The 22974-nt window shown below is 73.9% G+C and carries 16 protein-coding genes; 9 read left to right on the top strand and 7 right to left on the bottom strand.

Annotation, left to right across the window (positions count from 1 at the left end):
- Positions 1 to 38: 38 nt before the first annotated feature.
- Positions 39 to 854, bottom strand: a complete 816-nt coding sequence (locus IE207_RS05085; RefSeq protein ID WP_229873372.1) for a TIGR03084 family metal-binding protein — start codon at positions 852 to 854, stop codon at positions 39 to 41.
- Positions 855 to 1229: 375 nt separating this feature from the next.
- On the opposite strand from IE207_RS05085, the gene IE207_RS05080 reads away from it, so the two are divergent.
- Positions 1230 to 2855 carry an alpha/beta fold hydrolase gene (locus IE207_RS05080; RefSeq protein WP_190182840.1) on the top strand — a complete coding sequence of 542 codons (1626 nt, stop codon included), beginning with the start codon at positions 1230 to 1232 and terminating at the stop codon, positions 2853 to 2855.
- On the opposite strand, the gene IE207_RS05075 is transcribed toward IE207_RS05080, so the two are convergent.
- Positions 2765 to 3847 carry an EamA family transporter gene (locus tag IE207_RS05075; protein ID WP_190182839.1) on the bottom strand — a complete coding sequence of 361 codons (1083 nt, stop codon included), beginning with the start codon at positions 3845 to 3847 and terminating at the stop codon, positions 2765 to 2767. The two genes, IE207_RS05080 and IE207_RS05075, sit on opposite strands and share 91 nt — an antisense overlap.
- Before the next feature lie 76 nt (positions 3848 to 3923).
- Complete coding sequence (locus IE207_RS05070) at positions 3924 to 6659, bottom strand: FAD-binding and (Fe-S)-binding domain-containing protein (protein WP_373304671.1); 2736 nt, start codon at positions 6657 to 6659, stop codon at positions 3924 to 3926.
- An 85-nt stretch (positions 6660 to 6744) separates the two neighbouring features.
- Between IE207_RS05070 and serC the strand changes: the two genes are divergently transcribed.
- Positions 6745 to 7866 carry a phosphoserine transaminase gene (gene serC, locus IE207_RS05065; RefSeq protein WP_190182837.1) on the top strand — a complete coding sequence of 374 codons (1122 nt, stop codon included), beginning with the start codon at positions 6745 to 6747 and terminating at the stop codon, positions 7864 to 7866.
- A 186-nt stretch (positions 7867 to 8052) separates the two neighbouring features.
- Positions 8053 to 11181 (top strand): sacsin N-terminal ATP-binding-like domain-containing protein, encoded by a 3129-nt coding sequence (locus IE207_RS05060; RefSeq protein ID WP_190182836.1) that lies wholly within the window; start codon positions 8053 to 8055, stop codon positions 11179 to 11181.
- A 53-nt stretch (positions 11182 to 11234) separates the two neighbouring features.
- On the opposite strand, the gene IE207_RS05055 is transcribed toward IE207_RS05060, so the two are convergent.
- A complete protein-coding gene (locus IE207_RS05055) occupies positions 11235 to 12518 on the bottom strand; it encodes a helix-turn-helix domain-containing protein (RefSeq protein WP_190182835.1) in 1284 nt (427 codons plus the stop codon).
- A gap of 276 nt (positions 12519 to 12794) precedes the next feature.
- Between IE207_RS05055 and IE207_RS05050 the strand changes: the two genes are divergently transcribed.
- Entirely contained in the window at positions 12795 to 13178 is a 384-nt protein-coding gene (locus tag IE207_RS05050) for a hypothetical protein (RefSeq protein WP_190182834.1), read from the top strand.
- Positions 13179 to 13285: 107 nt separating this feature from the next.
- Here IE207_RS05050 and IE207_RS05045 read toward each other — a convergent pair whose 3' ends face one another.
- Together IE207_RS05045 and IE207_RS05040 are read right to left on the bottom strand one after the other, a co-directional pair.
- A complete protein-coding gene (locus IE207_RS05045) occupies positions 13286 to 15793 on the bottom strand; it encodes a cation-translocating P-type ATPase (protein WP_190182833.1) in 2508 nt (835 codons plus the stop codon).
- Positions 15794 to 15902: 109 nt separating this feature from the next.
- Positions 15903 to 16190, bottom strand: coding sequence for a DUF2530 domain-containing protein (locus IE207_RS05040; protein WP_190182832.1), 288 nt, complete (start codon positions 16188 to 16190; stop codon positions 15903 to 15905).
- Positions 16191 to 16416: 226 nt separating this feature from the next.
- Between IE207_RS05040 and IE207_RS05035 the strand changes: the two genes are divergently transcribed.
- Positions 16417 to 17844: an NCS2 family permease gene (locus tag IE207_RS05035; protein ID WP_190182831.1), complete on the top strand. Its 1428-nt coding sequence runs from the start codon at positions 16417 to 16419 to the stop codon at positions 17842 to 17844.
- 24 nt (positions 17845 to 17868) lie between these two features.
- On the opposite strand, the gene IE207_RS05030 is transcribed toward IE207_RS05035, so the two are convergent.
- Positions 17869 to 18051 carry a hypothetical protein gene (locus tag IE207_RS05030; RefSeq protein WP_030156886.1) on the bottom strand — a complete coding sequence of 61 codons (183 nt, stop codon included), beginning with the start codon at positions 18049 to 18051 and terminating at the stop codon, positions 17869 to 17871.
- Positions 18052 to 18208: 157 nt separating this feature from the next.
- On the opposite strand from IE207_RS05030, the gene IE207_RS05025 reads away from it, so the two are divergent.
- The 4 genes from IE207_RS05025 to IE207_RS05010 all read left to right on the top strand — a co-directional run bounded on the left by IE207_RS05025 (position 18209) and on the right by IE207_RS05010 (position 22891).
- On the top strand, positions 18209 to 18646 hold the full coding sequence (locus IE207_RS05025) for a MarR family winged helix-turn-helix transcriptional regulator (RefSeq protein ID WP_190182830.1): 438 nt from the start codon (positions 18209 to 18211) through the stop codon (positions 18644 to 18646).
- A gap of 27 nt (positions 18647 to 18673) precedes the next feature.
- Positions 18674 to 20008 (top strand): MFS transporter, encoded by a 1335-nt coding sequence (locus IE207_RS05020; RefSeq protein WP_190182829.1) that lies wholly within the window; start codon positions 18674 to 18676, stop codon positions 20006 to 20008.
- A 1057-nt stretch (positions 20009 to 21065) separates the two neighbouring features.
- Positions 21066 to 21623 carry an RNA 2',3'-cyclic phosphodiesterase gene (gene thpR / locus IE207_RS05015; protein WP_190182828.1) on the top strand — a complete coding sequence of 186 codons (558 nt, stop codon included), beginning with the start codon at positions 21066 to 21068 and terminating at the stop codon, positions 21621 to 21623.
- 278 nt (positions 21624 to 21901) lie between these two features.
- Positions 21902 to 22891 (top strand): aldo/keto reductase, encoded by a 990-nt coding sequence (locus tag IE207_RS05010; RefSeq protein WP_190182827.1) that lies wholly within the window; start codon positions 21902 to 21904, stop codon positions 22889 to 22891.
- The last annotated feature ends 83 nt before the right edge of the window (positions 22892 to 22974 follow it).

The following is a 22974-nucleotide window of genomic DNA, read 5'->3' as shown; positions in this document are numbered from 1 at the left end:
GCCCGAGGCATTGCCGATGCGCAGCGGCCGCCGCCCGGTCACCGGGAGCCCTCCCCGTCGGCGGCCGACGGTGCACGACCGGAACCCGCCGGACCCGCGAAGGCCTGCGCGATGTCCAGCCAGCGCTCCGCGTCGGGGCCGGTCGCCGTCAGGGCGAGGTCGGCGCGGTGGGCGCGCCGGGTGACCAGCAGGCAGAAGTCCAGCGCCGGTCCCGTGACCCGCTGCCCGGCGTCTTCGGGCCCGAACGACCACACCCCGGCGCCGTCGGGGGCGAGCAGTTCCACCCGGAACTGCTCGCCGGGCGCCCGCAGGCCCCGTACCGCGTACGCGTAGTCCCGCGCCCGCACCCCGATCCGCGCGACGTGCCGCAGCCGGGCCGTCGGGGTCCGCCGGACGCCCAGCGCGTCGGCGACGTCCTGCCCGTGCGCCCAGGTCTCCATCAGCCGGGCGCTCGCCATCGAGGCGGCCTTCATCGGCGGCCCGTACCAGGGGAAGCGCGCACCGGGATCGGCGGCGGCGAGCGCCTCGTCGAGCGCGGCCCGCCCCGCGCGCCACCGGGCCAGCAGCTCGGCGGCGCCCAGCAGTACCCCTTCGGCGGCGCCCTCGTCCACGAAGGTGTCGGGGGACTTCGCGGCCACCTGCGCCATGACGGCGAAGCCATCGGCATCGGTGAGGGCGAGCAGCGAGGCCCGGTCAGTCCAGTGCAGGTGGGCGATCTGGTGGGCGATGGTCCATCCGGCGGCGGGCGTGGGCGCCGCCCAGCCGGCCTCGGGCAACTCCCCCACCAGAGAGTCGAGTTCGCTCCCCTCCGCACGGAGATCGGCGAAGACGGCGACAGCGGACGGATCGGGCACGGTGCGCTCCCCTTCTCGGCGTGGGGGAAGCCTGGCAGGGGTCCGCAAAACAATCAAGCATGCTTGCATGATTTTCGACTCGGTCCGGGCGGACGCTGTCGCGTTCCCGCCACCCACGGCAACTGTGTCTATCCGCAGGCGAATTGAGGCGACCCCAGGTCCGGCATGGGCGGCGGCAGCGGCCGCCGGTCGTGGACCGCCCGTGGGCACGGGGGCCCTTTCGGCCGTACGCCGGGAAACGCGCGGAACGTCTGCGATGTCGCGCCGATACTGAATTCCCCGCCGCCCGGAACCGCGGAACCCCCTTGCGGCGCGGCACGCACACCCCGCTCCTGTCATGGCACGTGAGGCACTCGACGAAGAGGACGAACCGACGTGACCTACGCGAACCCAGCCGACCTCTCCCTCTACCCCGAACTCGATGCCACCGCCCTGGCCGCCTTCGTCGCCGCCCTGGAAACCGGCGACGTCACGGGCCTGTCCCCCGCCCGGGCCTTGGACGTCGCCGAGGTGCGCTCGCTCGCCGTGTTCAGCCGCGGCAAGGTGACCGGCGCCGGCGGCGCCATGCTCGACGCCGCGCTGTGGCGGCACACCGGGCCGCAGCCCCGCCCGGTGATCGTGATGCCCTCGCCCTGGACGGACGCCGGCTGGCTCACGTACGCCGTCCAGGCCAGCCTCTTCGCGGCGCGCGGCTACGACGTCCTCGCCTACAGCGCACGCGGGTTCGGCGCCTCCGAGGGTCAGGTCGAGGTCGCCGGCCCGCTCGACGTCGCCGACGGCAGCCGCGCCCTGGACCACCTCATCGAGCGCACCTCCGGACCCGTCACGAAGATCGGCTTCCTCGGGGACTCGTACGGATCCGGCATCAGCCAGCTCGTCGCCGCGCACGACACCCGCGTGGACGCGGTGGTGGCGCTGAGCACCTGGGGCGACCTGGGCGAGGCCTTCCTGGAGAACTCCACCCGCCACGTCGCCGCCGTGCAGGCCCTGCTGAGCGCGGCGGCGCGGGCCCGGCTCAGCGCGCAGACGCAAGGCGTATTCGAGAGCGTCCTGGCCAACCGGGACATCGAGGGCGCCCTGCGCTGGGCGGAGCCCCGCTCGCCCTTCACCCACGTCAAGGAACTCAACCGGCGCCGAGTCCCCGTCCTGTTCGCGCAGGCCTGGCACGAGACGCTCTTCCCGGGCAACCAGACCCTCAAGATGTTCAACGAACTCACCGGCCCCAAGCGCCTCGACTTCTCCATCGGCGACCACTCGGCCCCGGAGATGCCGGGCATGCTCGGACTGCCCAACCGGATCTGGACCGACGCGCACCGCTGGTTCGACCACCACCTCAAGGGCATCGACAACGGCATGGCCGACGAGGGGCAGGTGGTCGCGGAGGTCATGTGGAGCAAGGCCCTCGAAGCCGCTCCCACCTGGCACGCCCTCACCGGAGGCGTCCGCCGGGTGCACCTCGCGGGCGGCGGGGAACTGGCCGAGAAGCCGGAGGCGGGCTGGACGGCGACCGTCGTGTGCGGGATCGACACCCCGGCCACCGTCGCCGACCAGATCGTCCGCTCCGGATACGCGGAGATCGCGGGACTGCCGAAGGTCTACCCGACTGCCGACATCGACCGCACCGTGGCCGCCGTCTGGGCCGCGGCCCCCGAGGAGGCCGTCTTACGGCTGCGCGGCACGCCCCGGCTGCGGGTGACCTACCGGGCGGCGAACCCGGGCTCCGGCTTCGTCGCGTACCTGATGGACACCGCGCCCGACGGGAGCGCCCACATCATCACGCACGCCCCGTACAGCGACCTCGACTCGGCACCGGACAGCCTGGTCAGCGCGGACATCGACCTCCAGGCGACGGCCTACGACGTCCCGCGGGGGCACCGCGTACTGCTGGTCGTCGATGCCCGCGACCCGTTCTACTCGGACCCCAACCTGCCTCGCGCGACGCTCTCCTTCACCTCACCGGAGGCGACGCCCTCGTACCTGGAGCTGCCGCTGGCGCCCTGAGCGGACGAGCCGCCGACCTGCGACCGCACCGCGCCCATGCTCGCCGCGATCACCAGCGCGATCGCGAGGGCGTCCCCGAGGGACATGCCCTGGTGCAGCACCAGGAAGCCGGCGCTCGCCGCGATGGCCGGTTCCAGGCTCATCAGGATCGCGAAGGTCGGGGCGGGCAGCCGGCGCAGGGCCAGCAGCTCCAGCGTGTACGGCAGGACGGAGGACAGGACGGCCACGCCCAGGCCCAGCGCCAGGGTGCCCGGGACGACCAGGTCGGAGCCGGCTTCGACCACTCCGAGCGGCAGCGAGATGACCGCGGCGACGGCCATCGCCAGGGCCAGGCCGTCCGCCTGCGGGAAGCGGCGGCCCGTCCGGGCGCTGAACACGATGTACGCCGCCCACATCCCGCCCGCGCCGACCGCGAAGGCCGCGCCCAGCGGGTCGAGGCCGCCGAAGCCGCCCCCGCCGTGGCCGGCGAGCAGGGTCACTCCGGCCAGGGCGAGGGCGGCCCACAGCACGTTCACCAGGCGCCGCGACACGACCACCGACAGGGCGAGCGGGCCGAGCACCTCCAAGGTGACGGCGGGGCCGAGCGGGATGCGGTCGATGGCCTGGTAGAAGAGGCCGTTCATGCCGGCCATGGTGACGCCGAACCAGAACACGGTGGTCCAGTCCGCCCGCGCGTAGCCGCGCACCTTGGGCCGGCACACCAGCAGCAGCACCAGCGCCGCCGCCGCCAGCCGCAGCGTGACCACGCCCGCCGCGCCCGTCCGGGGCATCACCATGACGGCGAGGGCGGCACCGAACTGCACCGAGATCCCCGCCGAGACCACCAGCGCGACCGGCCCGAACCGTGCGCGGGCACGGTCGAGGGCACCGCCGGCCGACGGCGCCCGCACACCGGGCGCGCCGGAGGCCCGGGCCGGGGCCGGGGCCGGGGAGGACGGTGACGGGGAGGACGGTGACGGGGAGGAGGACGGGGCCGGGGAGGACGGGGTCATTCCACCAGGCTAAGGGGTACGTAACGGGTGCCATGCCGCGTTCCGCCTTACCTCGCGCACACCCCCGTAACCCCGGCTAAAGACCCTCCCCGAGCCCCTCCCCGAGCCCCTCCGCGAGGACCTCCGCGAGGTGGCGGGCCCGGCGGCCCCCGCCCAGCTGGGCGATCTGGGTCCGGCAGGAGAAGCCGTCCGCCAGGAACAGGGCCTCCGCGGGCGCGGCCCGCAGCGACGGCAGCAGCTGCTCCTCCGCGCAGGCCACCGACACCTCGTGGTGGCCCGGCTCGAAACCGAAGTCGCCCGCGAGCCCGCAGCAGCCGCCGCTGAGCCCGCCGGTGAGGCCGGCCCGCTCGCGCAGCCGGCGGTCGGCCGCGTCCCCCAGGACGGCGTGCTGGTGGCAGTGGGTCTGTCCCGCCACCGGCCGGTCCAGGCGCGGCGGCCGCCACTGCGGGGCGCACTCCTCCAGCACCTCGGCGAAGGTCCGGACGGCCGCCGCCAGGCGAGGGGCACGCCGGTCGTCGGGGAGCAGGGCCGGCAGGTCGGTGCGCAGGGCCGCCGCGCAGCTGGGTTCGAGGACCACCACCGGGGCCCGTACCTCCCCGAGGGTGTCGAGGGTGCGGGTGAGGAGCTTGCGGGCGTGCTCCCGGCGCCCGGTGGAGAGGTACGTCAGGCCGCAGCAGACCCGCCCGGGCGGCAGGTTCACCCCCAGCCCGGCCGCCTCCAGGACCCGTACGGCGGCCCGACCGGTCCGGGGCGACAGGTACTGCGTGAAGGTGTCGGGCCACAGCACGACAGCGGCGCCCGTTCCACGCGAAGGCGTCCGGGCGCGGCGCCACCACCGCGTGAACGGCTCCCGCGCCGGCGGCGGCAGCGCACGCCGCCGGTCCAGGCCCGGTACCGGCAGCCGGCGGGCCACGGCGCCGGCCGGCCCCGCCGCCCGCAGCGCCGCGATCAGCCACAGCCACTGCGGCAGCCCGCCCAGCGTGTAGTGGGACAGCGGCCGGATCCGCCCCGCCCAGTGGCGCTCCAGGAACTGGGACTTGTACGTGGCCATGTCCACGCCCACCGGGCAGTCGCTGCGGCACCCCTTGCAGGCCAGGCACAGGTCCAGGGCCTCCGCGACTTCCGCGGAGCGCCAGCCGTCCGTCACGATCTCCCCCGCCAGCATCTCGTGCAGCAGCCGCGCCCGCCCGCGCGTGGAGTGCCGTTCCTCGCCCGTGACCCGGTACGAGGGACACATCACCTCCGCGCCCGCCGGCTGCGTACCGCGGCACTTGGCGACGCCGACGCAGCGCGCCACCTCCCCCGCGAAGGGCGTCGCCGGCAGCACCGCGAAGCGCAGGTTCTCGTCCAGGCGCGCCGGGCGGACCAGCATCCCGGGGTTCATGCCGCCCGCCGGATCCCACACGTCCTTGTACGCGGCGAACAGCTCCAGCACCTCGGGCCCGTACATCCTCGGCAGCAGTTCGGCCCGCGCCTGCCCGTCCCCGTGCTCCCCCGACAGGGAGCCGCCGTGGGAGACGACGAGGTCGGCGAGGGCGACGGAGAAGTCCCGGAAGCGGGCCACCCCCGCCGCCGTCACCAGGTCGAAGTCGATCCGTACGTGGACGCAGCCCTCCCCGAAGTGACCGTACGGGGACCCGTGCAGCCCGTGCTCCGCCAGCAGCGCCCGGAACTCCCGCAGGTAGGCGCCGAGCCGCTGCGGCGGCACCGCGCAGTCCTCCCAGCCCGGCCAGGCCATCTCCCCGGTCGGCAGCCGCGTCGCCGTGCCCGCCGCGTCCTCGCGGATCCGCCACAGCGCGCGCTGCCCCGCCGGGTCGGTGACCAGCGCCGCGTCCACGGAGTCGGCGGCCCGCACCAGCGCCCGGGCGGCGCCCTCGTCCCGCATCTCGGCGAACAGCCACGCCCCGCCCCGCGGCAGGCCGTGCGCCGCCGCGCCGACCAGGTCCCGGGCCATGCCCTCCACCGTCAGCGGCCGGTGCGGGAGCAGCCCGGCCGCCGCGTCGGCCGCCGCGCTCTCGTCGGCGTACCCCAGCACCGCGAGCACCGGCGCGCGCGGCGCTTCCACCAGGCGCACCACCGCCTCCGTCACCACCCCGAGCGTGCCCTCGCTCCCGCAGAACGCGCGGGCCAGCCCCACCCCGCGTTCGGGGAGCAGCGCGTCGAGGCCGCCGTAGCCGGAGATGCGGCGGGAGAAGCCCCCGGCCATGCCGGTGCGCAGGACGGCCAGGTTCCCGGACACCAGCTCGCGCAGGCCCTGCGGCGCGCCCGCCCAGCCCGTGGCGATCCGGTGGGAGGTGCCCCCGTACGCGGTCACCGCAAGCTCCGTCACGTTGTCGGCGGTGGTGCCCCAGGCCACCGAGTGGGCCCCGCAGGCGTTGTTGCCGATCATCCCGCCCAGGGTGCAGCGGGAGCGGGTGGAAGGGTCGGGACCGAAGGTCAGCCCGTGCGGGCGCGCCGCGTCCCGCAGCCGGTCCAGGACCAGGCCCGGCTGGACGACGGCGGTCCGGGCGGCCGGGTCCAGGGCCACCAGGGCGTTCATGTGGCGGGTGAGGTCGAGCACCACCCCGGTGCCGGTCGCCTGGCCCGCGATGGAGGTCCCGCCGCCGCGCGGCACGACCGGGACCCCGGCCGCGGCGCACACCCGCAGCGCCGTCGCCACGTCCTCGGCGTCGCGCGGGGCGACGACGCCGAGCGGGACACGCCGGTAGTTGGAGGCGTCCATGGTCACGAGCGCCCGCGCGGCGGCGCCGAAGTCCACGTCCCCGCGCAGTTCGGCCCGCAATGTCCGTTCGAGTTCCCCGGGTGCCGTCACACCGTCCACCCTGCCACCGCCGCCGTGCGTCTCACCGGGTGGACGCGCTTCCGGGACGGCGTCCGGGACCCGATACGCTCCGCTCGTGGCTGAGATCCAGATTCCCGCTGACATCAAGCCCGCCGACGGACGCTTCGGCGCGGGCCCCTCCAAGGTGCGGACCGAGGCGCTCGACGCCCTCGCCGCCACCGGTACCTCCCTGCTCGGAACCTCACACCGCCAGGCCCCGGTCAAGAACCTGGTCGGCTCGGTGCGCCAGGGACTCCGGGACCTCTTCTCCCTGCCCGAGGGCTACGAGGTGATCCTGGGCAACGGCGGCTCCACCGCCTTCTGGGACATCGCGACCGCCGGTCTCATCGAGAAGAAGTCGCAGCACCTCACCTTCGGTGAGTTCTCCTCCAAGTTCGCCACCGCCGCGAAGCTCGCGCCGTGGCTGGACGCCCCCTCCGTCATCTCCTCCGAGCCGGGCACCCACCCGGAGCCGGTCGCCGAGGCGGGCGTGGACGTGTACGCGTACACCCACAACGAGACCTCGACGGGTGTCGCGGCACCGATCAAGCGCGTCGCGGGCGCCGACGCCGGGTCCCTCGTCCTGGTGGACGCGACCTCGGGCGCCGGCGGTCTGCCGGTGGACATCACCGAGACCGACGTCTACTACTTCGCCCCGCAGAAGTCCTTCGCCTCCGACGGCGGCCTGTGGCTCGCGGCGTTCTCCCCGGCGGCCCTGGAGCGCGCGGCCCGCGTCCACGCCTCCGGCAGCCGGCACATCCCCGAGTTCTTCTCGCTGCCCACCGCGATCGACAACTCGCTCAAGAACCAGACGTACAACACCCCGGCGCTCGCCACCCTCTTCCTGCTGAACCAGCAGCTGGAATGGATGAACTCGCAGGGCGGCCTGGAGTTCACCACCGGCCGCACCGCGGAAAGCGCCCGCAACCTGTACGGCTGGGCGGAGGCGTCGAAGTACGCGACCCCGTTCGTCGCGGACCCGGCCAAGCGCTCGTCCGTCATCGGCACGATCGACTTCTCCGACGACATCGACGCGGCCGCCGTCGCCAAGGCGCTGCGCGCCAACGGCATCGTGGACACCGAGCCCTACCGCAAGCTCGGCCGCAACCAGCTGCGCGTCGCGATGTTCCCGGCGATCGACCCGGCGGACGTGCAGGCCCTCACCGCCTGCGTCGACTACGTGATCGAAAAGCTGTAACGCGCGGGTCCACGACGGGAGCCCCCGGTGCCGTCCGGCGCCGGGGGCTCCCGCCGTCGCCGGTGGTCCGCCCGGGTGTCGTCCCGCCCACCTCACCGGCGGGGAGCGGCCGCGCACGCGATACCGTCAAGAGGTCCGGGGCCCGGCGCCCCGGGTGTGGGTCCGGTAATACGTGGAGGCAGCGGCGTGAGCGTGCGAGTGACGGCGGCCCAGGGCGGCGTGGATCCCTTCGGTACGGCCCGGTTGCGGCGCGGGGTGCTCGACGCGTGGGGCGCGGGCCCCGCCCGGTTCCGTGAGGACGCCAACGCCGAGGAGGACCTGGCGCTGGGCGGCTACCGCGACCGGCTCGTGGTGGAACTGGCCCAGAACGCCGCCGACGCGGCAGCCCGCGCCGGGGTACCGGGACGGCTGCGCCTCACCCTGCACCCCGGCGACGGGGAGACCGGCCACGCGGTGCTGGCCGTCGCCAACACCGGCGCCCCGCTGGACGCGGCGGGCGTGGAGTCGCTGTCGACGCTACGGGCCTCGGCGAAGCGGGAACCCGCCGGCGCGGCCGGCTCCGCCGAGACCGTGGGCCGCTTCGGCGTCGGCTTCGCGGCCGTCCTCGCCGTCACCGACGAGCCCGCCGTACTCGGCCGCCACGGCGGGGTCCGCTGGTCCCTCGCCGAAGCCCGCGAACTGGCCCGGGACGCCGCGGGCGGCAGCCCCGGCCTCGGCGACGAGCTGCGCCGCCGCGACGGCCACGTCCCGCTGCTGCGCCTGCCGTTGCCCGCCGAGGGCACCGCACCGCAGGGCTACGACACCGTCGTGGTCCTCCCGCTGCGCGACGCCGCCGCCGAGGAACTGGTGGAACGGCTGCTGGCCGGCATCGACGACGCGCTGCTCCTGACGCTGCCCGGGCTGCGCGAGGTCGTCGTGGAGACCCCCGCCGCCGGGCACCGGGTGCTGTACCGGCGCACCGAGGGCCCGTACACCGTCATCGAGGACTCCGCCTCCGGCACGCACCGCTGGCGCACCGTCCGCCACAGCGGCCCCATCGAGGCGGCGCTGCTCGCCGACCGGCCCGTGGAGGAACGGCTGCGCCCGTTCTGGACGGTCACCTGGGCCGTGCCCGCCGACATCGAGGGCACGCCCCTCTACCCGCGCACCGCGCCCGTCGTCCACGCGCCGACCCCGACCGACGAGCCGCTGGGCATCCCCGCCCTGCTCATCGCGTCCCTGCCGCTGGACACCAGCCGCCGCCACCCCGCGCCCGGGCCGCTGACCGACTTCCTCGTGGAGCGCGCCGCCGACGCCTACGCCGAACTCCTGGGCTCCTGGGAACCGGTGAGCACCGGCCTCGTCGACCTGGTGCCCGGCCCGCTCGGCAAGAGCGAACTCGACGGGGCCCTGCGCGCCGCCGTCCTCCAGCGGCTGCCCCGTACCGCGTTCCTCGCGCCCGCCGTGCCCTCCGAGGAGCTGAAAGCGCTGCGGCCCTTCGAGGCGGAGGTGGTGGAGGGCGCCGGCGCCGACACCGTACGGGTCCTCGCGGAGGTGCTGCCGACCCTGCTGCCCGCCGGGCTGGAGCGCCGCCCCGAGCTGCGCCACCTGGGCGTCGGCCGGCTTCCGCTGGGTGACGCCATCGAGCGGATCGCCGGCATCGAGCGGACCCCGCAGTGGTGGCACCGGCTCTACGACAGCCTCGCGGGCGTCGACCCGGACCGGCTCTCCGGCCTGCCCGTGCCGCTGGCCGACGGCCGCACCGCGATCGGCCCGCGGCACATCCTGCTGCCCGGCGCGGACACCCCCGCGAGCCTGGCCCGCCTCGGGCTCAAGGTCGCCCACCCCGACGCCGTGCACCCGCTGCTGGAGAGGCTCGGCGCGCTCCCGGCGACCCCGCGCGCGGTCCTGACGACCCCGCAGGTACGGGCGGCGGTGGCGGCCTCCCTGGACGCGGGGGAGGTCTGGGACGAGGACGGGCTGGACGCCGACGAGCTGGCCGAGGTGGTCCTCACCCTGGTCCGCGACGCCGCCCTGGAGCCCGGTGACGAACCGTGGCTGGGAGCGCTCGCCCTGCCCGACGAGGACGGCGAACCGACCCCGGCGGGCGAACTGCTGCTGCCCGGGTCCCCGTTGGCGTCGGTGGTCCGCGAGGACGAGATCCCGTACCTCGACGCCGGTCTCGCCGAGCGGTGGGACGCCGAAACCCTCACCGCCGTCGGGGTACTGGGCACCTTCCAGCTGGTCCGCGCCACCGATGTGGTCCTGGACCCAGACGAACTGGAGCCCCGCGAGGGCGACTTCGCCGAACCCGACGACGCGGGCCTGCTCGACGCCGTCGACGTGTGGTGCGAGGACCTCCTCGACCAGCTCCCCGACACCCCCCTGCCGCCGGTGGCCACCGAACTGATCGGCGTACGGGACCTGGACCTCGTGGACGACGACCGCTGGCCCCAGGCCCTGGCCATGCTCGCCCAGCCCCCGCTGCGCGACGCGCTGACCCAGCCCGTGCGCGTCCTGCTCCCCGACGGCACCACCCGCTCCGTGCGCCCGTACACCGCCTGGTGGCTGCGCGACCACCCCGTGCTCGACGGCCGCCGCCCGGCCGGCCTGCGCGCGGCGGGCGGCGACCCGCTGCTGGCCGGCCTGTACACCCCCGCCGACGCCACCGGCTTCGAGGACGAGCAGGTGCTGCGGGCCCTGGGCGTACGGACCTCCGTGCACGCCCTGCTCGACGAGCCCGGCGGCGCGGCCGAGCTCCTGGGCCGCCTCGCCGACCCCGACCGGGAGGTCTCCGACCGGCAGCTGCACGCCCTCTACGGGGCGCTGGCCGAGCTGGACCCCGAGCAGGTCACCCTCCCGGACGACCTGCGGGCGGTCGTGGACGGCGAGGTCCGCGTGGTGGACGCGGCCGACGCGCTGATCGCCGACGCCCCGGACCTGCTGCCCCTGACCGCGGGCCTGCCCCTGCTGCCGGTCGCGCCCGCACAGGCCGCCGACCTCGCGGAGCTGCTCCAGGTGCGCCGTCTGTCGGACACCGTCCCGGCGGAGGTCACCACCCCGGGGGAGGAGCACGAGGTCCCGGAGTCCGTACGGGTCCTGCTGGGCCCCGCCACGCCGCTCACGTACGTCGAGCACGAGGAACTCGTGGCGGGCGGCACGGAACTCGACTGGCGCCGCACCCCGGACGGCACCGTGCACGCAGCCACCCTGGAGGGCGTCGCGGCGGGTCTCGCCTGGTCGGCGGGCCAGTGGCCGCGCCGCTTCGAGGTCGCGGCCCTGCTGGAGGACCCCTCGCGCACGGCGGAACTGGCCCGAGACCGCTGGTTCGACTAGACGGCCCGCGGGGCGCCCTCATCAGCGGAAGACCACCGCTGGGGGGGCGCCCCTCAGCGGAAGACCACCGCGGCCGCTCCCCACTGGGACGTGGTGGTCCCCGTGGCGGCGCACATCTGGTCCGCCGGGACGATCCGGTACGCCGTGGACAGCCGGTAGGACGACAGCCTGAGGACGGGCAGCGCGGTCCACTCGGCGGTGAAGACCGGGGCGGTGCCGCTGTTGGAGCCGACCGTGCCCACCACGAGGTCCCCGGCGGCGCAGTCGAGCCGGGTCGACGAGGTGCTGAACGCGGTCTGGCCGGATTCGCCGTGCGCCTGCGCGTACCCGACGGCCCGGCTGATCCCGCTGAACTCGTCCACGGCGACGTGGTACTTGCTCGCGTGCGGGTACTTCACCCTGATCGAGTCCGCCGTGGTGAGCGGACGGACGTGGAAGGCGGCGAGGACCAGCGTCCGGTGCAGGCGGGCATCGGTCTCGTCGGCCACGATTCGGAAGGCGTTCCCCCGGGTGTCGGTCACCGTGACCGGGCCGGGGCAGGTGGCGGTCAGCATCATCGTGACGACGAGCGCGTTTCCCTCGGTGACCGCGTTGGTGACCGGCAGCACCACGTCGGTGCCGCCGAGGATCTGCTGGTCCGCGGCGGCCCGCGCCACCCAGGCGGCCGGCTCGTCCCCGGTCCGCGGGCCGGCGTCGGCGGCCCCCGCCGAGGAGGGCGCCGCATTGGCGGTCGGCGGCGGACAGGGCTGCTCTTCCACCGGGAACCCCACTTTGACGCCGGCCGGCCCCCCGGCGGGGTCCGCGCCGGTCAGGCCCTCCATGGCGCCGACACCGACGCAGACGCCGAGGAGCAGGCTCGCGGAGTGCGTGAGGACCCGCCGCACGGTGGGGCCGCGCCGGGCTCCGCGTACGGCTCTCCCCGCCCCGTCGGCGGGCTCGCCTCCCCCGTCCGCCCCCGTGGGGCCCGGGAGGACCTCCGCCGTGGGCGGGGCGACCCCGACCGGCGGCGGCGGGGCGACCTCAACCGCGGGGGGCGGCGCGACGGGCGCGGGGCTCGCGCCGGCGTCCGCCGCCAGTCGCAGGCCCGTCCATGCCCGCCGCCACCCCGGCAGCTCGCTCTCGGCCACCCCGAGGGCCCGCAGCAGCGCCAGGACCCGGTCCCACGGCGGCAGCGACTCCCGCTCCCTCTCCAGCGCGTGCGCGATGGTCGTGCGGGGCAGCCCGGTGCGCCGCTGCAACTCGCGCAGGGACAGCCCCTCCACCGCCTTGAGGGACCGCAACGCCCCGATGAACTCCCCCACCGTCGCCGGCTGCCCCGGCACGTCCCGCTCCGACATCGACACGGCTCCCCCCGCTCGCGTCCCCCTGGACCGGCCCGTCCGAAGGTGTCCCACGACGGCCCGGTGGCCGGAGCCTACGAGGGTCCCGGGCCGCCCCGTAACGGCTCGACCGGCCAACTCCGCCGCGCCGCGCGGACCGGCCCGTCCGGGGCCGTCCAGGGTCGTCCGAGCCCGTCGAACCCCCTTGTCGGACACCGTTGCCGCTGCTGATGGTTGGCCCCATCGCCGGACCCGGTGGACGGGCCCGGCAGCCGACTTCCGACAGGAGAACCCATGAAGTTCACGCTCGGGCGCCGCGGCGCCATGGCCGGTGCGGTCGCGGCCCTGACCGTAGGCGCGCTGGCCGCGGGGGTCACCACCGCCTCCGCCACCAGCGGGTGGACCCGCCTTTCCACCTCGCACGGGGTGGGCGTCTACGGCAACCACACCTCGACGGCGGGCAAGGTCACCTCGGACGTCTTCAACGGGGACTACGTCGACGTCCTGTGCTGGAAGCGCGGCGAGAACATCGCCAACCAGGGCAACGTCTGGTACTACGTCGACAACGAATGGCACAGTTCCGGCTGGTACGGCAACGCCTCCGGTTGGGTGTACGCGCCCTACACGGACGCCTCCTACGCGTGGCGCACGGGCCTGGGCGAGTGCAACTTCGGCTGAGCACGACCTCGGCTGAGCACGACCTCGGCTGAGCACGACCTCGGCTGAGCACGACCTCGGCTGAGCCGGCTCCCTCACCCGCCGGTTCCCGGCCAGGCCGCGTCGGCCTAGGCCGGGAACCTCCGGCCGACCCAGCGGAACGTGAACTCGATCAGCGCGGCGCCGGCCGCCGCGACCGCCACCGCCGTCCACGGCAAGGCCGTGCCCTCCAGCCGCAGCTGGAAGAAGTCCTGTAGCCACGGCACGACCAGCACGAGGAGGAACGCCCCGCCCATCGCCCCGACCAGGGCGATCCGCCACCACGTGTAGGGGCGGGCGATGATCGCCAGCACCCACATCGAGGTCAGGAACAGGGTCAGCGTCGCGGCGCTGGTCTCGGCCTTGAGGCTGTCCGCCCCGGTGTAGTGGTGGCGGGCGAGCAGGTACGTCACGAAGGTGGCGACCGCCGCGATCACCCCGCCCGGGATCGCGTAGCGCATCACCCGTCTCACGAAGTGCGGCTTCGCCCGCTCCTTGTTGGGGGCGAGCGCGAGGAAGAACGCGGGGATGCCGATGGTGAGCGTCGACAGCAGCGTCAGGTGGCGCGGCAGGAACGGGTACTCCACCTGCCAGCAGACCACGAGGACGGCCAGCAGCACCGAGTAGACGGTCTTCACGAGGAAGAGGGTGGCCACCCGGGTGATGTTGCCGATGACCCGGCGGCCCTCGGCGACCACCGAGGGCAAGGTGGCGAAGCTGTTGTTCAGCAGCACGATCTGGGCGACCGCGCGCGTGGCCTCCGAACCGGAGCCCATGCTCACCCCGATGTCGGCGTCCTTGAGGGCGAGTACGTCGTTGACGCCGTCGCCCGTCATCGCGACGGTGTGCCCCTTGGACTGGAGCGCGGCGACCATGTCCCGCTTCTGCTGCGGGGAGACCCGGCCGAAGACCGCGTTGCCGTCCAGGACCTCGGCCATGTCGGCCCGCACCTCGGGCAGTTCGCGCGCGTCGACCGTGTTCTGGGCACCTGGCAGCCCGAGTTTGCCGGCCACCGCGCCGACGGAGACGGCGTTGTCACCGGAGATGACCTTCGCCTTGACGTCCTGGTCCTCGAAGTAGCGCAGCGTGTCGGCGGCGTCGGGCCGCAGCCGCTGCTCCAGGACGACGAGGGCTGTGGGCCGGACCCCGTCGGCGACGGCCGGGTCGTCCAGCTCGCGGGCGGAACGGGCCAGCAGGAGCACCCGTAGGCCCTGTTCGTTGAGGGCGCCGATCTCCTCCAGCGCCGGGTCCCCGGCGGGCAGCAGCACGTCGGGGGCGCCGAGCAGCCAGGTGGTGTTCTCGCCGTCGCCCTCGCTGAAACTGGCGCCGCTGTACTTGCGGGCGGAGGAGAACGGCAGCGATTCGGTGCAGCGCCACTCCGCGTTGTCGGGGTAGGCGTCGATGATCGCCTGGAGGCTGGCGTTGGGGCGCGGGTCGGACTCCCCGAGCGCGCCGAGCACCTTCTCGACGTACGCGCGGTCCTCGCCGCCGAGCGGGCGCAGCTCGGTGACGTCCATACCGCCTTCGGTGAGGGTGCCGGTCTTGTCGAGGCAGACGACGTCGACGCGCGCGAGCCCTTCGATGGCGGGCAGCTCCTGGACGAGGCACTGCTTGCGGCCGAGCCGGATGACGCCGATGGCGAAGGCGACTGAGGTCAGCAGGACGAGCCCTTCGGGGATCATCGGCACGATGCCGCCGACGGTCCGGGCGATGGAGTCCTTGAGGTTGGAGTTCTTGACGACGAGCTGGCTGACGATGAGGCCGATCGAGGTCGGGACCATCATCCAGGTGACGTACTTGAGGATGGTGGAGATGCCGGTGCGCAGCTCGGACTGGACGAGGGTGAAGCGGGACGCCTCCTCTGCGAGCTGGGCGGCGTAGGCCTCGCGGCCGACTTTGGTGGCGGTGAACGCGCCGCCGCCGGCGACCACGAAGGAGCCGGACATGACCGGGACGCCGGGCTTCTTGAGCACCGGGTCGGCCTCGCCGGTCAGCAGGGACTCGTCGATCTCCAGCCCTTCGGCCTCGCCGAGGACCCCGTCGACCACGACCTTGTCCCCGGGCCCGAGTTCGATGACGTCGCCGAGGACGATCTCGGAGGTGGAGATCTCGGCGGTCCGGCCGTCGCGGCGGACGCTGGGTTTGGCCTCGCCGATGACCGCGAGCCCGTCGAGGGTCTTCTTGGCGCGCAGCTCCTGGACGATGCCGATGCCGGTGTTCGCGATGATCACGAAGCCGAAGAGGCCGTCCTGGATCGGCGCGACGAGCAGCATGATCAGCCACAGCACGCCGATGATGGCGTTGAAGCGGGTGAAGACGTTCGCCCGGACGATCTCGGAGGTGGAGCGCGAGGAGCGCACCGGCACGTCGTTGACGTCGCCGCGGGCCACGCGTTCGGCGACCTCCGCGGTGCTCAGACCACCCGGCTTGAACCGGGGCGCCGGGGGACGCACGGGGTGGACGGGGTCCAGCTCGGCCCCCGCGTCGATGGCCGTCCCGGAGGCGGCCGCGCCACCGGCGCCGCTGCCACCGCCCGTACCGCCACCGGTACCGCCCGGCTCCGGTCCGTTCGTGTCGGTCTTCGCCCGCTGCGTCATGCTCTCGACGGTAAAGGGCGTTCGAACGCTTCACCCGCCGAGCGGACGGAAGGTCCGGCTTCGGGACGATCCGGATCATCCGCCGGCAGGCCGCTCCGGCGGGCCCCCGTCAGACCTCGGGGTGCGGCTCCGCGACGGCCTGCGCCGACTGCTGCTCCTTGTGCCGCTTGATGGCCGCCTCGCGGCCGCGGGCGTACCAGATGCCGAACAGGCCGAGGGCCGTGCCGGCCGCCGGGGTCCAGACCCACCACAGCATGCCCCGGTCCGCGAACCACCCGTAGAAGGGGAGCTGAACGAGGAAGAGGACGAACCAGATGATCGTGCCGCCGACGACGGTCGCGACGACGGGGCCCTCCAGGGGCTCGGGGGCCTCGTGCTGTGCGGTCCATTTCGCCATGCGGCCAGTCTAGGCGGGCGGCCCGGGGCGGCCGGAGGGAGGCCGAAGAGAGGCCCGGGGGGAGGCCGGGGCGAGGCACAGAGGAGCCGTCCGCGGTGGTCCGCACCACGTCCGGGGGGTCTACGCGCGGAGATGGACGCACGTTCCCTCATCTGTTCATACTGAAACGGTTTGCCTGCGACCGGTTTTATTCGTATGAATAACCAAATGACCCTTTGAGGACCGCATGAGCACCTCGGCACCCGCCGCGGCCCCCACCAACGCCGTCGACCGCTACTTCAAGATCTCTGAGCGCGGTTCGACCGTGGCCCGCGAGATCCGCGGCGGCTTCGCGACGTTCTTCGCGATGGCCTACATCATCGTGCTGAACCCGATCATCCTCAGCAGCGCGAAGGACATGTACGGCCACCAGCTCGACGGCGGCCAGCTCGTCACCGCCACCGTTCTGACGGCCGCGTTCTCCACCCTCCTCATGGGCGTCATCGGCAACGTCCCGATCGCCCTCGCGGCCGGCCTCGGCGTCAACACCGTCGTCGCCCTCCAGCTCGCACCCCGGATGAGCTGGCCCGACGCCATGGGCATGGTCGTCCTCGCCGGCTTCGTGGTGATGCTGCTGGTCGCCACCGGCCTGCGCGAGCGGGTCATGAACGCCGTCCCGCTCGGCCTGCGCAAGGGCATCTCGATCGGCATCGGCCTGTTCATCATGCTGATCGGCCTGGTCGACTCGGGCTTCGTCTCCCGCATCCCCGACGTCGCCCACACCACGGTGCCCCTCCAGCTCGGCGCCGGCGGCCACCTGCACGGCTGGCCCGTGCTGATCTTCGCGCTCGGCGTGCTGCTCACGCTGACCCTGCTGATCCGCAAGACGCCCGGCGCGATCCTGATCTCCATCGTGGCCATGACCGTGCTCGCGGTCGTCGTCCAGCTGGTCACCGACCTTCCGGCCGCCGCCTGGGGCCTGACCGTGCCGCAGTGGCCGGGCAACCCCCTGTCCGCACCCGACTTCGGGCTCGTCGGCCAGGTCAGCCCGTTCGGCGGCTTCGGCAAGGTCGGCGTGCTCACCGGCGTCCTGTTCGTCTTCACCGTGCTGCTGTCCTGCTTCTTCGACGCGATGGGCACCATCCTGGGCGTCGGCGACGAGGCCAAGCTGACGAAGCCGGACGGCACCTTCCCCGGGATCAACCGGGTCCTGCTCGTCGACGGCCTGGCCGTCGCCTCGGGCGGCGCCACGTCCTCCTCGGCCACCACCTGCTTCGTGGAGTCCACGGCCGGCGTCGGCGAGGGAGCCCGCACGGGCCTGGCCAACGTGATGACCGGCGCCCTGTTCACCGTCTCGCTCTTCCTCACGCCGCTGGCGACGATGGTCCCCTCCCAGGCGGCGACGCCCGCCCTGGTGGCGGTGGGCTTCCTGATCCTGGCCGGCTCGGTCCGGGACATCGACTGGAGCGACTTCACCATCGCCGTCCCCGCCTTCCTGGCGATGGTGATGATGCCCTTCACCTACTCGATCACCAACGGCATCGGCATCGGCTTCATCAGCTTCTGCACCCTGCGCCTGACGACCGGCCGGGCCCGCGGCGTCCCGGTGGCCATGTGGGTGGTCGCGGCGGTGTTCGTCTTCTACTACGCGATGCCGGCCCTCGGCCTCACATAGCGGGCCTCACGGAGCGCGCAGGGCCTACGTGAGCCCGTAGAACTTCTCCGTCTCGTCGACGGCCGCCTTGAAGCGCTCGTCGAAGTCATCGCGAATGAGCGTCCGGACGACATAGTCCTGGACGCTCATTCCGCGTTTGGCGGCATGTGTCCGGAGGCGGTCGAGCAGCTCCCCGTCTATGCGCATGCTCAGCACATGAGTCCCCATGCCGCAAAGAGTCGGGGCACCGCCCCGGGACGCGTGTCACTTTCCGCACGCACCTCACCCGGACGAGTGACGAAACCCGCGGGCTGTCCGATGGTGTGACGTGTGACGCCCGGAAACCGGTGTTCTTTAGCGAGAGTAATGAGTTACTCTAAAGAACATGCACGACCTTTCCCACGGCGACGACGCCGCCGCCGTGAACGACCTCCGCTCCGCCGTCATGCGGCTGGGCCGCCGGCTCAAGCACCAGCGCGTCGACGAGTCACTGAGCCCGACCGAGATGTCGGTGCTCGGCACCCTCGCGCGCTGCGGCCAGGCCACCCCCGGCGAGCTGGCACGGCGCGAGCACGTGCAGCCGCCGTCGATGACGCGCATCGTCGCGCTGCTGGAGGCCAAGGGACTGGTACGGCTGGAGCCGCACCCCGACGACCGCCGCCAGAAGGTGGTCAGCCAGACCGAGGAAGCCGAAGCGATGCTCGAAGAGAGCCGTCGCAAGCGCAACGCCTTCCTGGCCGGGCTCGCGGCCGAGCTCACCGAGGACGAATGGGCCAAGCTGCGCGCCGCGGCACCCGTCCTGGAGAAGCTCGCGCACTTGTAACCGTCCGACGCCAGGAGGCGAACGCTTTTGAGTACGGGAACCGGAGCAGACTCCGCACCCGGCCACACATCCACCACTACGCGACCCGCGAGCCGGAACTCCATGTTCAGCTCGCTGAGGATCCGGAACTACCGGCTCTTCGCCACGGGACAGGTCGTCTCCAACACCGGTACCTGGATGCAGCGCATCGCCCAGGACTGGCTGGTCCTGTCCCTCACCGGCTCGGCCTCCGCGGTGGGCATCACCATCGCGCTGCAGTTCCTGCCGATGCTGATGTTCGGCCTCTACGGAGGCGTACTCGCCGACCGGCTGCCCAAGCGGCCGCTGCTGCTGGCCACCCAGGGCGCCATGGGACTGACGGGCGTGGCACTCGCCGCCCTCACCCTGGCCGGACACGTCCAGGTGTGGCACGTCTACCTCGCCGCCTTCGTGCTCGGCCTGGTCACCGTCCTGGACAACCCGGCGCGCCAGACGTTCGTCCCGGAGATGGTCGGCAAGGACCAGCTCGCGAACGCCGTCAGCCTGAACTCCGCCAACTTCCAGTCCGCGCGGCTGGTCGGCCCGGCGATCGCCGGTGTGCTGATCACCGCCGTCGGCTCCGGCTGGGCCTTCCTGCTGAACGGACTGTCCTTCGCGGCCCCGATCGCCGCGCTGCTGATGATGCGGACGCGTGAACTCCACCCGGTGGAGCGGCAGCCGCGCGGCAAGGGCCAGCTGCGGGAGGGCCTGCGGTACGTCGCCGGCCGGCCCGAGCTGATCTGGCCGATCGTGCTGGTCGGGTTCATCGGGACGTTCGGGTTCAACTTCCCGATCTGGCTCTCGGCGTTCGTGGGCAACGTGTTCCACGGGGACGCCGGCACGTACGGCCTGTTCAACACGCTCATCGCGGCGGGTTCCCTGGCGGGCGCCCTGCTGGCGGCCCGGCGCGGGCACTCGCGGCTGCGGGTGCTGGTCGTGGCGGCGGTGCTGTTCTCCGTCCTGCTGGTCGTGACGGCCTTCGCCCCGTCCTACTGCCTGTTCGCGGCACTCCTCGTCCCCATCGGGATGTTCGGCCTGACGGTCAACGTCACGGCGAATTCGAGCGTGCAGATGGCGACCGACCCGGAGATGCGGGGCCGGGTGATGGCGCTGTTCATGATGGTCTTCACCGGCGGCACCCCGCTCGGGGCCCCGCTGGTGGGCTGGATCACGGACACGTACGGCGCCCGCATCGGCATGGCCGCGGGCGGCGCGGTCTCGCTGGCGGCCGCGCTGGCGATCGCCCTGGTCCTCTCGCGCGTCGGCAACCTCCGCGTCAGCCTCTCCCGCCACGGCGTCACCTTCGTCCCGACGACCGGCCACACCTTGGTCAAGGCGGCCTGACCCCTGCCGGGGGCGCCGCGGGGGCGGGCGCCCTCGCGGCGACGCCGGGGGGCGGGCCCCCTGCGCGGAGGCCCCGGGGGACGGAGACGTCACCTCGCGGCGAAGCCCAGGACGGGAGCCCCCTGCGCGGAGGCCCCGGGGACAGAGACATCCCCCTCGCGGCGAAGCCCATGGCGGCAGCCCCCTGCGCGGAGGCCCCGGGGACGGAGACGTCACCTCGCGGCGGGGTCCGGGGGCGGGGCCCTTGCCGTGAGGCCGGGGGGCCAGGAGCCCCGGCCCAGCGCCGCCTGCGGAGACCCCGCACCTCCGGCCCCGCCGGAGCCACCCGCCGATTCGGCCTCGTAGGGGCACCTCCCAGCGGTAGCCGGGGGAGCTTGAGGCGCCGGGTCTGGGCGGAGCCCCGGAAAGCCGGGCGCAGCGAGGGGGCCCGCCCACCGGCGCAACAGATCGCCACGCGCTCCTCCCGCACAGCGTCCGCAGGCCCCCCTCGGCTCGGGCCAAGCCGCCGACGATCGCCCCGCGCTCCTCCCGCCACGGCGTCTGCGGCCTGTCCGGGGCTGGGCACAGGCCGCCAACGACCGCCACACGGCTCACGTGCCCCCGCGTCGAAGCCGCCGCCACTCCAGCCCCGCAGGGGCCGCCTCGCAGGGCTCGGCGCCGGGGGAGCTTGAAGCGCGGGGTCCGGGGCGGAGCCCCCGAAAGCCGGGCGCAGCGAGGGGGCCCGCCCCCCGGCACAACAGATCGCCACGCGCTCCTCCCGCACAGCGTCCGCAGGCCCCCTCGGCTCGGGCCAAGCCGCCGATGATCGCCACGCGCTCCTCCCGCCACGGCGTCTGCGGCCTGTCCGGGGCTGGGCACAGGCCGCCAACGACCGCCACACGGCTCACGTGCCCCCGCGTCGAAGCCGCCGCCACTCCAGCCCCGCAGGGGCCGCCTCGCAGGGCTCGGCGCCGGGGGAGCACGTCCGGCCCCGCCGGAGCCGCCCCGGGGGCTGGGGCGGAGCCACATCGGGCCGCGCGTCGGCGCCGCAGACGTCCGCAGGGCTAAGGTCACCCCCATGAGGCTGTTCGCCGCCGTTATGCCCCCGGCCACCGCCGTCGCGGAACTCCGCCGGGCCGTCCGGGCACTCGCCCCCGACCCCTCGCTCCGCTGGACCGCGGAAGCGTCCTGGCACTTCACGCTCGCCTTCATGGGCGAGGTCCGCGAGGAGCTCATCCCCGAGCTCCACACCCGCCTCGCCCGCGCAGCGGCCCGCACGGAGGCGTTCCCCCTGCGCATCCACGGCTCCGGCCACTTCGGCGACACCGCCCTGTGGGCCGGCGCCGCGGGGGACCTCGACCGGATGCGGCTCCTCGCCGAGCGCGCCGACGCCGCCGCCCGCCGGGCCGGGATCCCCATGGAGCAGCACCGCCGCTACACCCCGCACCTCACGCTTGCGCGCGGCTCCCACGGTGCCCACCTCCGCCCCCACCTCGACGCCCTCGCCCCCTTCGAAGGCACGCCCTGGCAGGTCGACACCCTCAGCCTCGTCCGCAGCAACCTCCCCGCCCACGGGATCCCGGGCGAGCAGCCCCGCTACGAGGTGGTCGGCGCCTGGCCGCTGGCCGCCGCGTAGCGGCTCGCCGCCGGGAGGGGGAAAACACGGGCGGCGGTAGCGCGAGTTCGGCCCCGGCAGCACGGCCTGTGAGCGGTGTCGCAGCGGCCCCGCGACAGCCGGCGCCGCGTATCGCGTTAGGCTCGACGGGTGGATCCGAAGACCAGAAACCGTGTCATGGCCGGTGTGCTCGTGCTGATGTTCGTCGTCGTCGCCGTGGCGGCCGCCGTCGGGCAGTAGTCCTCACGACCCTCGGTGCTCTTGCTTCGAGTCGACTCGAAGCAGTTGGCTTGGGTCCCATGAAGTACACGCAGCTCGGACGCACCGGACTCAAAGTCAGCCGACTCGTCCTCGGCACGATGAACTTCGGTCCGCAGACAGACGAACCGACCAGCCACGGCATCCTGGACGCCGCGCTCGACGCGGGCCTCAACTTCGTGGACACCGCCAACGTCTACGGGTGGGGTGAGAACAAGGGCCGCACCGAGGCCATCATCGGTACCTGGTTCGCCCAGGGCGGTGGCCGCCGGGACAAGACGGTCCTGGCCACCAAGGTCTACGGGAACATGGCCGCGGAAGGCGACCCGTGGCCCAACCACGACCGCCTGTCGGCCCTCAACATCCGGCGGGCCGTGGACGCGAGCCTCAAGCGGCTCCAGACCGACTACATCGACGTCTACCAGTTCCACCACGTAGACCGCCGGACCCCCTTCGAGGAGATCTGGCAGGCCGTCGACGTCCTGGTCCAGCAGGGCAAGATCCTCTACGCGGGCTCGTCCAACTTCCCCGGCTACAAGATCGCCCAGGCCAACGAGACGGCCGCCCGGCGCGGCTCGCTCGGACTGGTCAGCGAGCAGTGCCTGTACAACCTCGCCGAACGGCGCGCCGAGATGGAGGTCGTCCCGGCCGCCCAGGAGTACGGTCTCGGCGTCATCCCCTGGTCCCCGCTGCACGGCGGGCTGCTCGGCGGGGTCATCAAGAAGGAGGCGCAGGGCGGGCGCCGCGCCTCGGGCCGCTCGGCGGACGCGCTGGCCAACAGCTCGGTACGGGCGCAGGTGCAGGCGTACGAGGACCTCCTCGACAAGCACGGCCTGGAGCCCGGCGAGACGGCGCTGGCCTGGCTGCTGACCCGGCCAGGGGTCACCGGCCCGATCGTCGGCCCGCGCACGTCCGAGCAGCTCGACAGCGCCCTGCGCGCGCTGGAACTGGAGCTGGACGAGGAGGTGCTGGCGGCGCTGGATGAGATCTTCCCCGGCCCGGGGCCGTCCCCGGAGGCCTTCGCCTGGTGAGCCTCGTGAGCGGGGTGAGCCGGTGAGGCTGGGTGACCGGCCGGCGAGCCGGTGAGGCTGGGTGACCGGCCGGCGAGCCGGTG

Source organism: Streptomyces cirratus, assembly GCF_014650775.1.
Taxonomy (GTDB): domain Bacteria; phylum Actinomycetota; class Actinomycetes; order Streptomycetales; family Streptomycetaceae; genus Streptomyces; species Streptomyces cirratus.
The sequence above is the reverse complement of the archived record's forward strand: the minus strand, read 5'-3'. Positions and strand labels throughout refer to the sequence as shown.

Excerpts from the sequence above, each read along its gene's own strand:
- IE207_RS05075 (WP_190182839.1), bottom strand. The coding sequence starts at position 3,847 with ATGACCCCGTCCTCCCCGGCCCCGTCCTCCTCCCCGTCACCGTCCTCC.
- IE207_RS05055 (WP_190182835.1), bottom strand. The coding sequence starts at position 12,518 with ATGTCGGAGCGGGACGTGCCGGGGCAGCCGGCGACGGTGGGGGAGTTC.
- IE207_RS05050 (WP_190182834.1), top strand. The coding sequence starts at position 12,795 with ATGAAGTTCACGCTCGGGCGCCGCGGCGCCATGGCCGGTGCGGTCGCG.
- IE207_RS05045 (WP_190182833.1), bottom strand. The coding sequence starts at position 15,793 with ATGACGCAGCGGGCGAAGACCGACACGAACGGACCGGAGCCGGGCGGT.
- IE207_RS05040 (WP_190182832.1), bottom strand. The coding sequence starts at position 16,190 with ATGGCGAAATGGACCGCACAGCACGAGGCCCCCGAGCCCCTGGAGGGC.
- IE207_RS05035 (WP_190182831.1), top strand. The coding sequence starts at position 16,417 with ATGAGCACCTCGGCACCCGCCGCGGCCCCCACCAACGCCGTCGACCGC.
- IE207_RS05030 (WP_030156886.1), bottom strand. The coding sequence starts at position 18,051 with ATGGGGACTCATGTGCTGAGCATGCGCATAGACGGGGAGCTGCTCGAC.
- IE207_RS05025 (WP_190182830.1), top strand. The coding sequence starts at position 18,209 with ATGCACGACCTTTCCCACGGCGACGACGCCGCCGCCGTGAACGACCTC.
- thpR (WP_190182828.1), top strand. The coding sequence starts at position 21,066 with ATGAGGCTGTTCGCCGCCGTTATGCCCCCGGCCACCGCCGTCGCGGAA.
- IE207_RS05010 (WP_190182827.1), top strand. The coding sequence starts at position 21,902 with ATGAAGTACACGCAGCTCGGACGCACCGGACTCAAAGTCAGCCGACTC.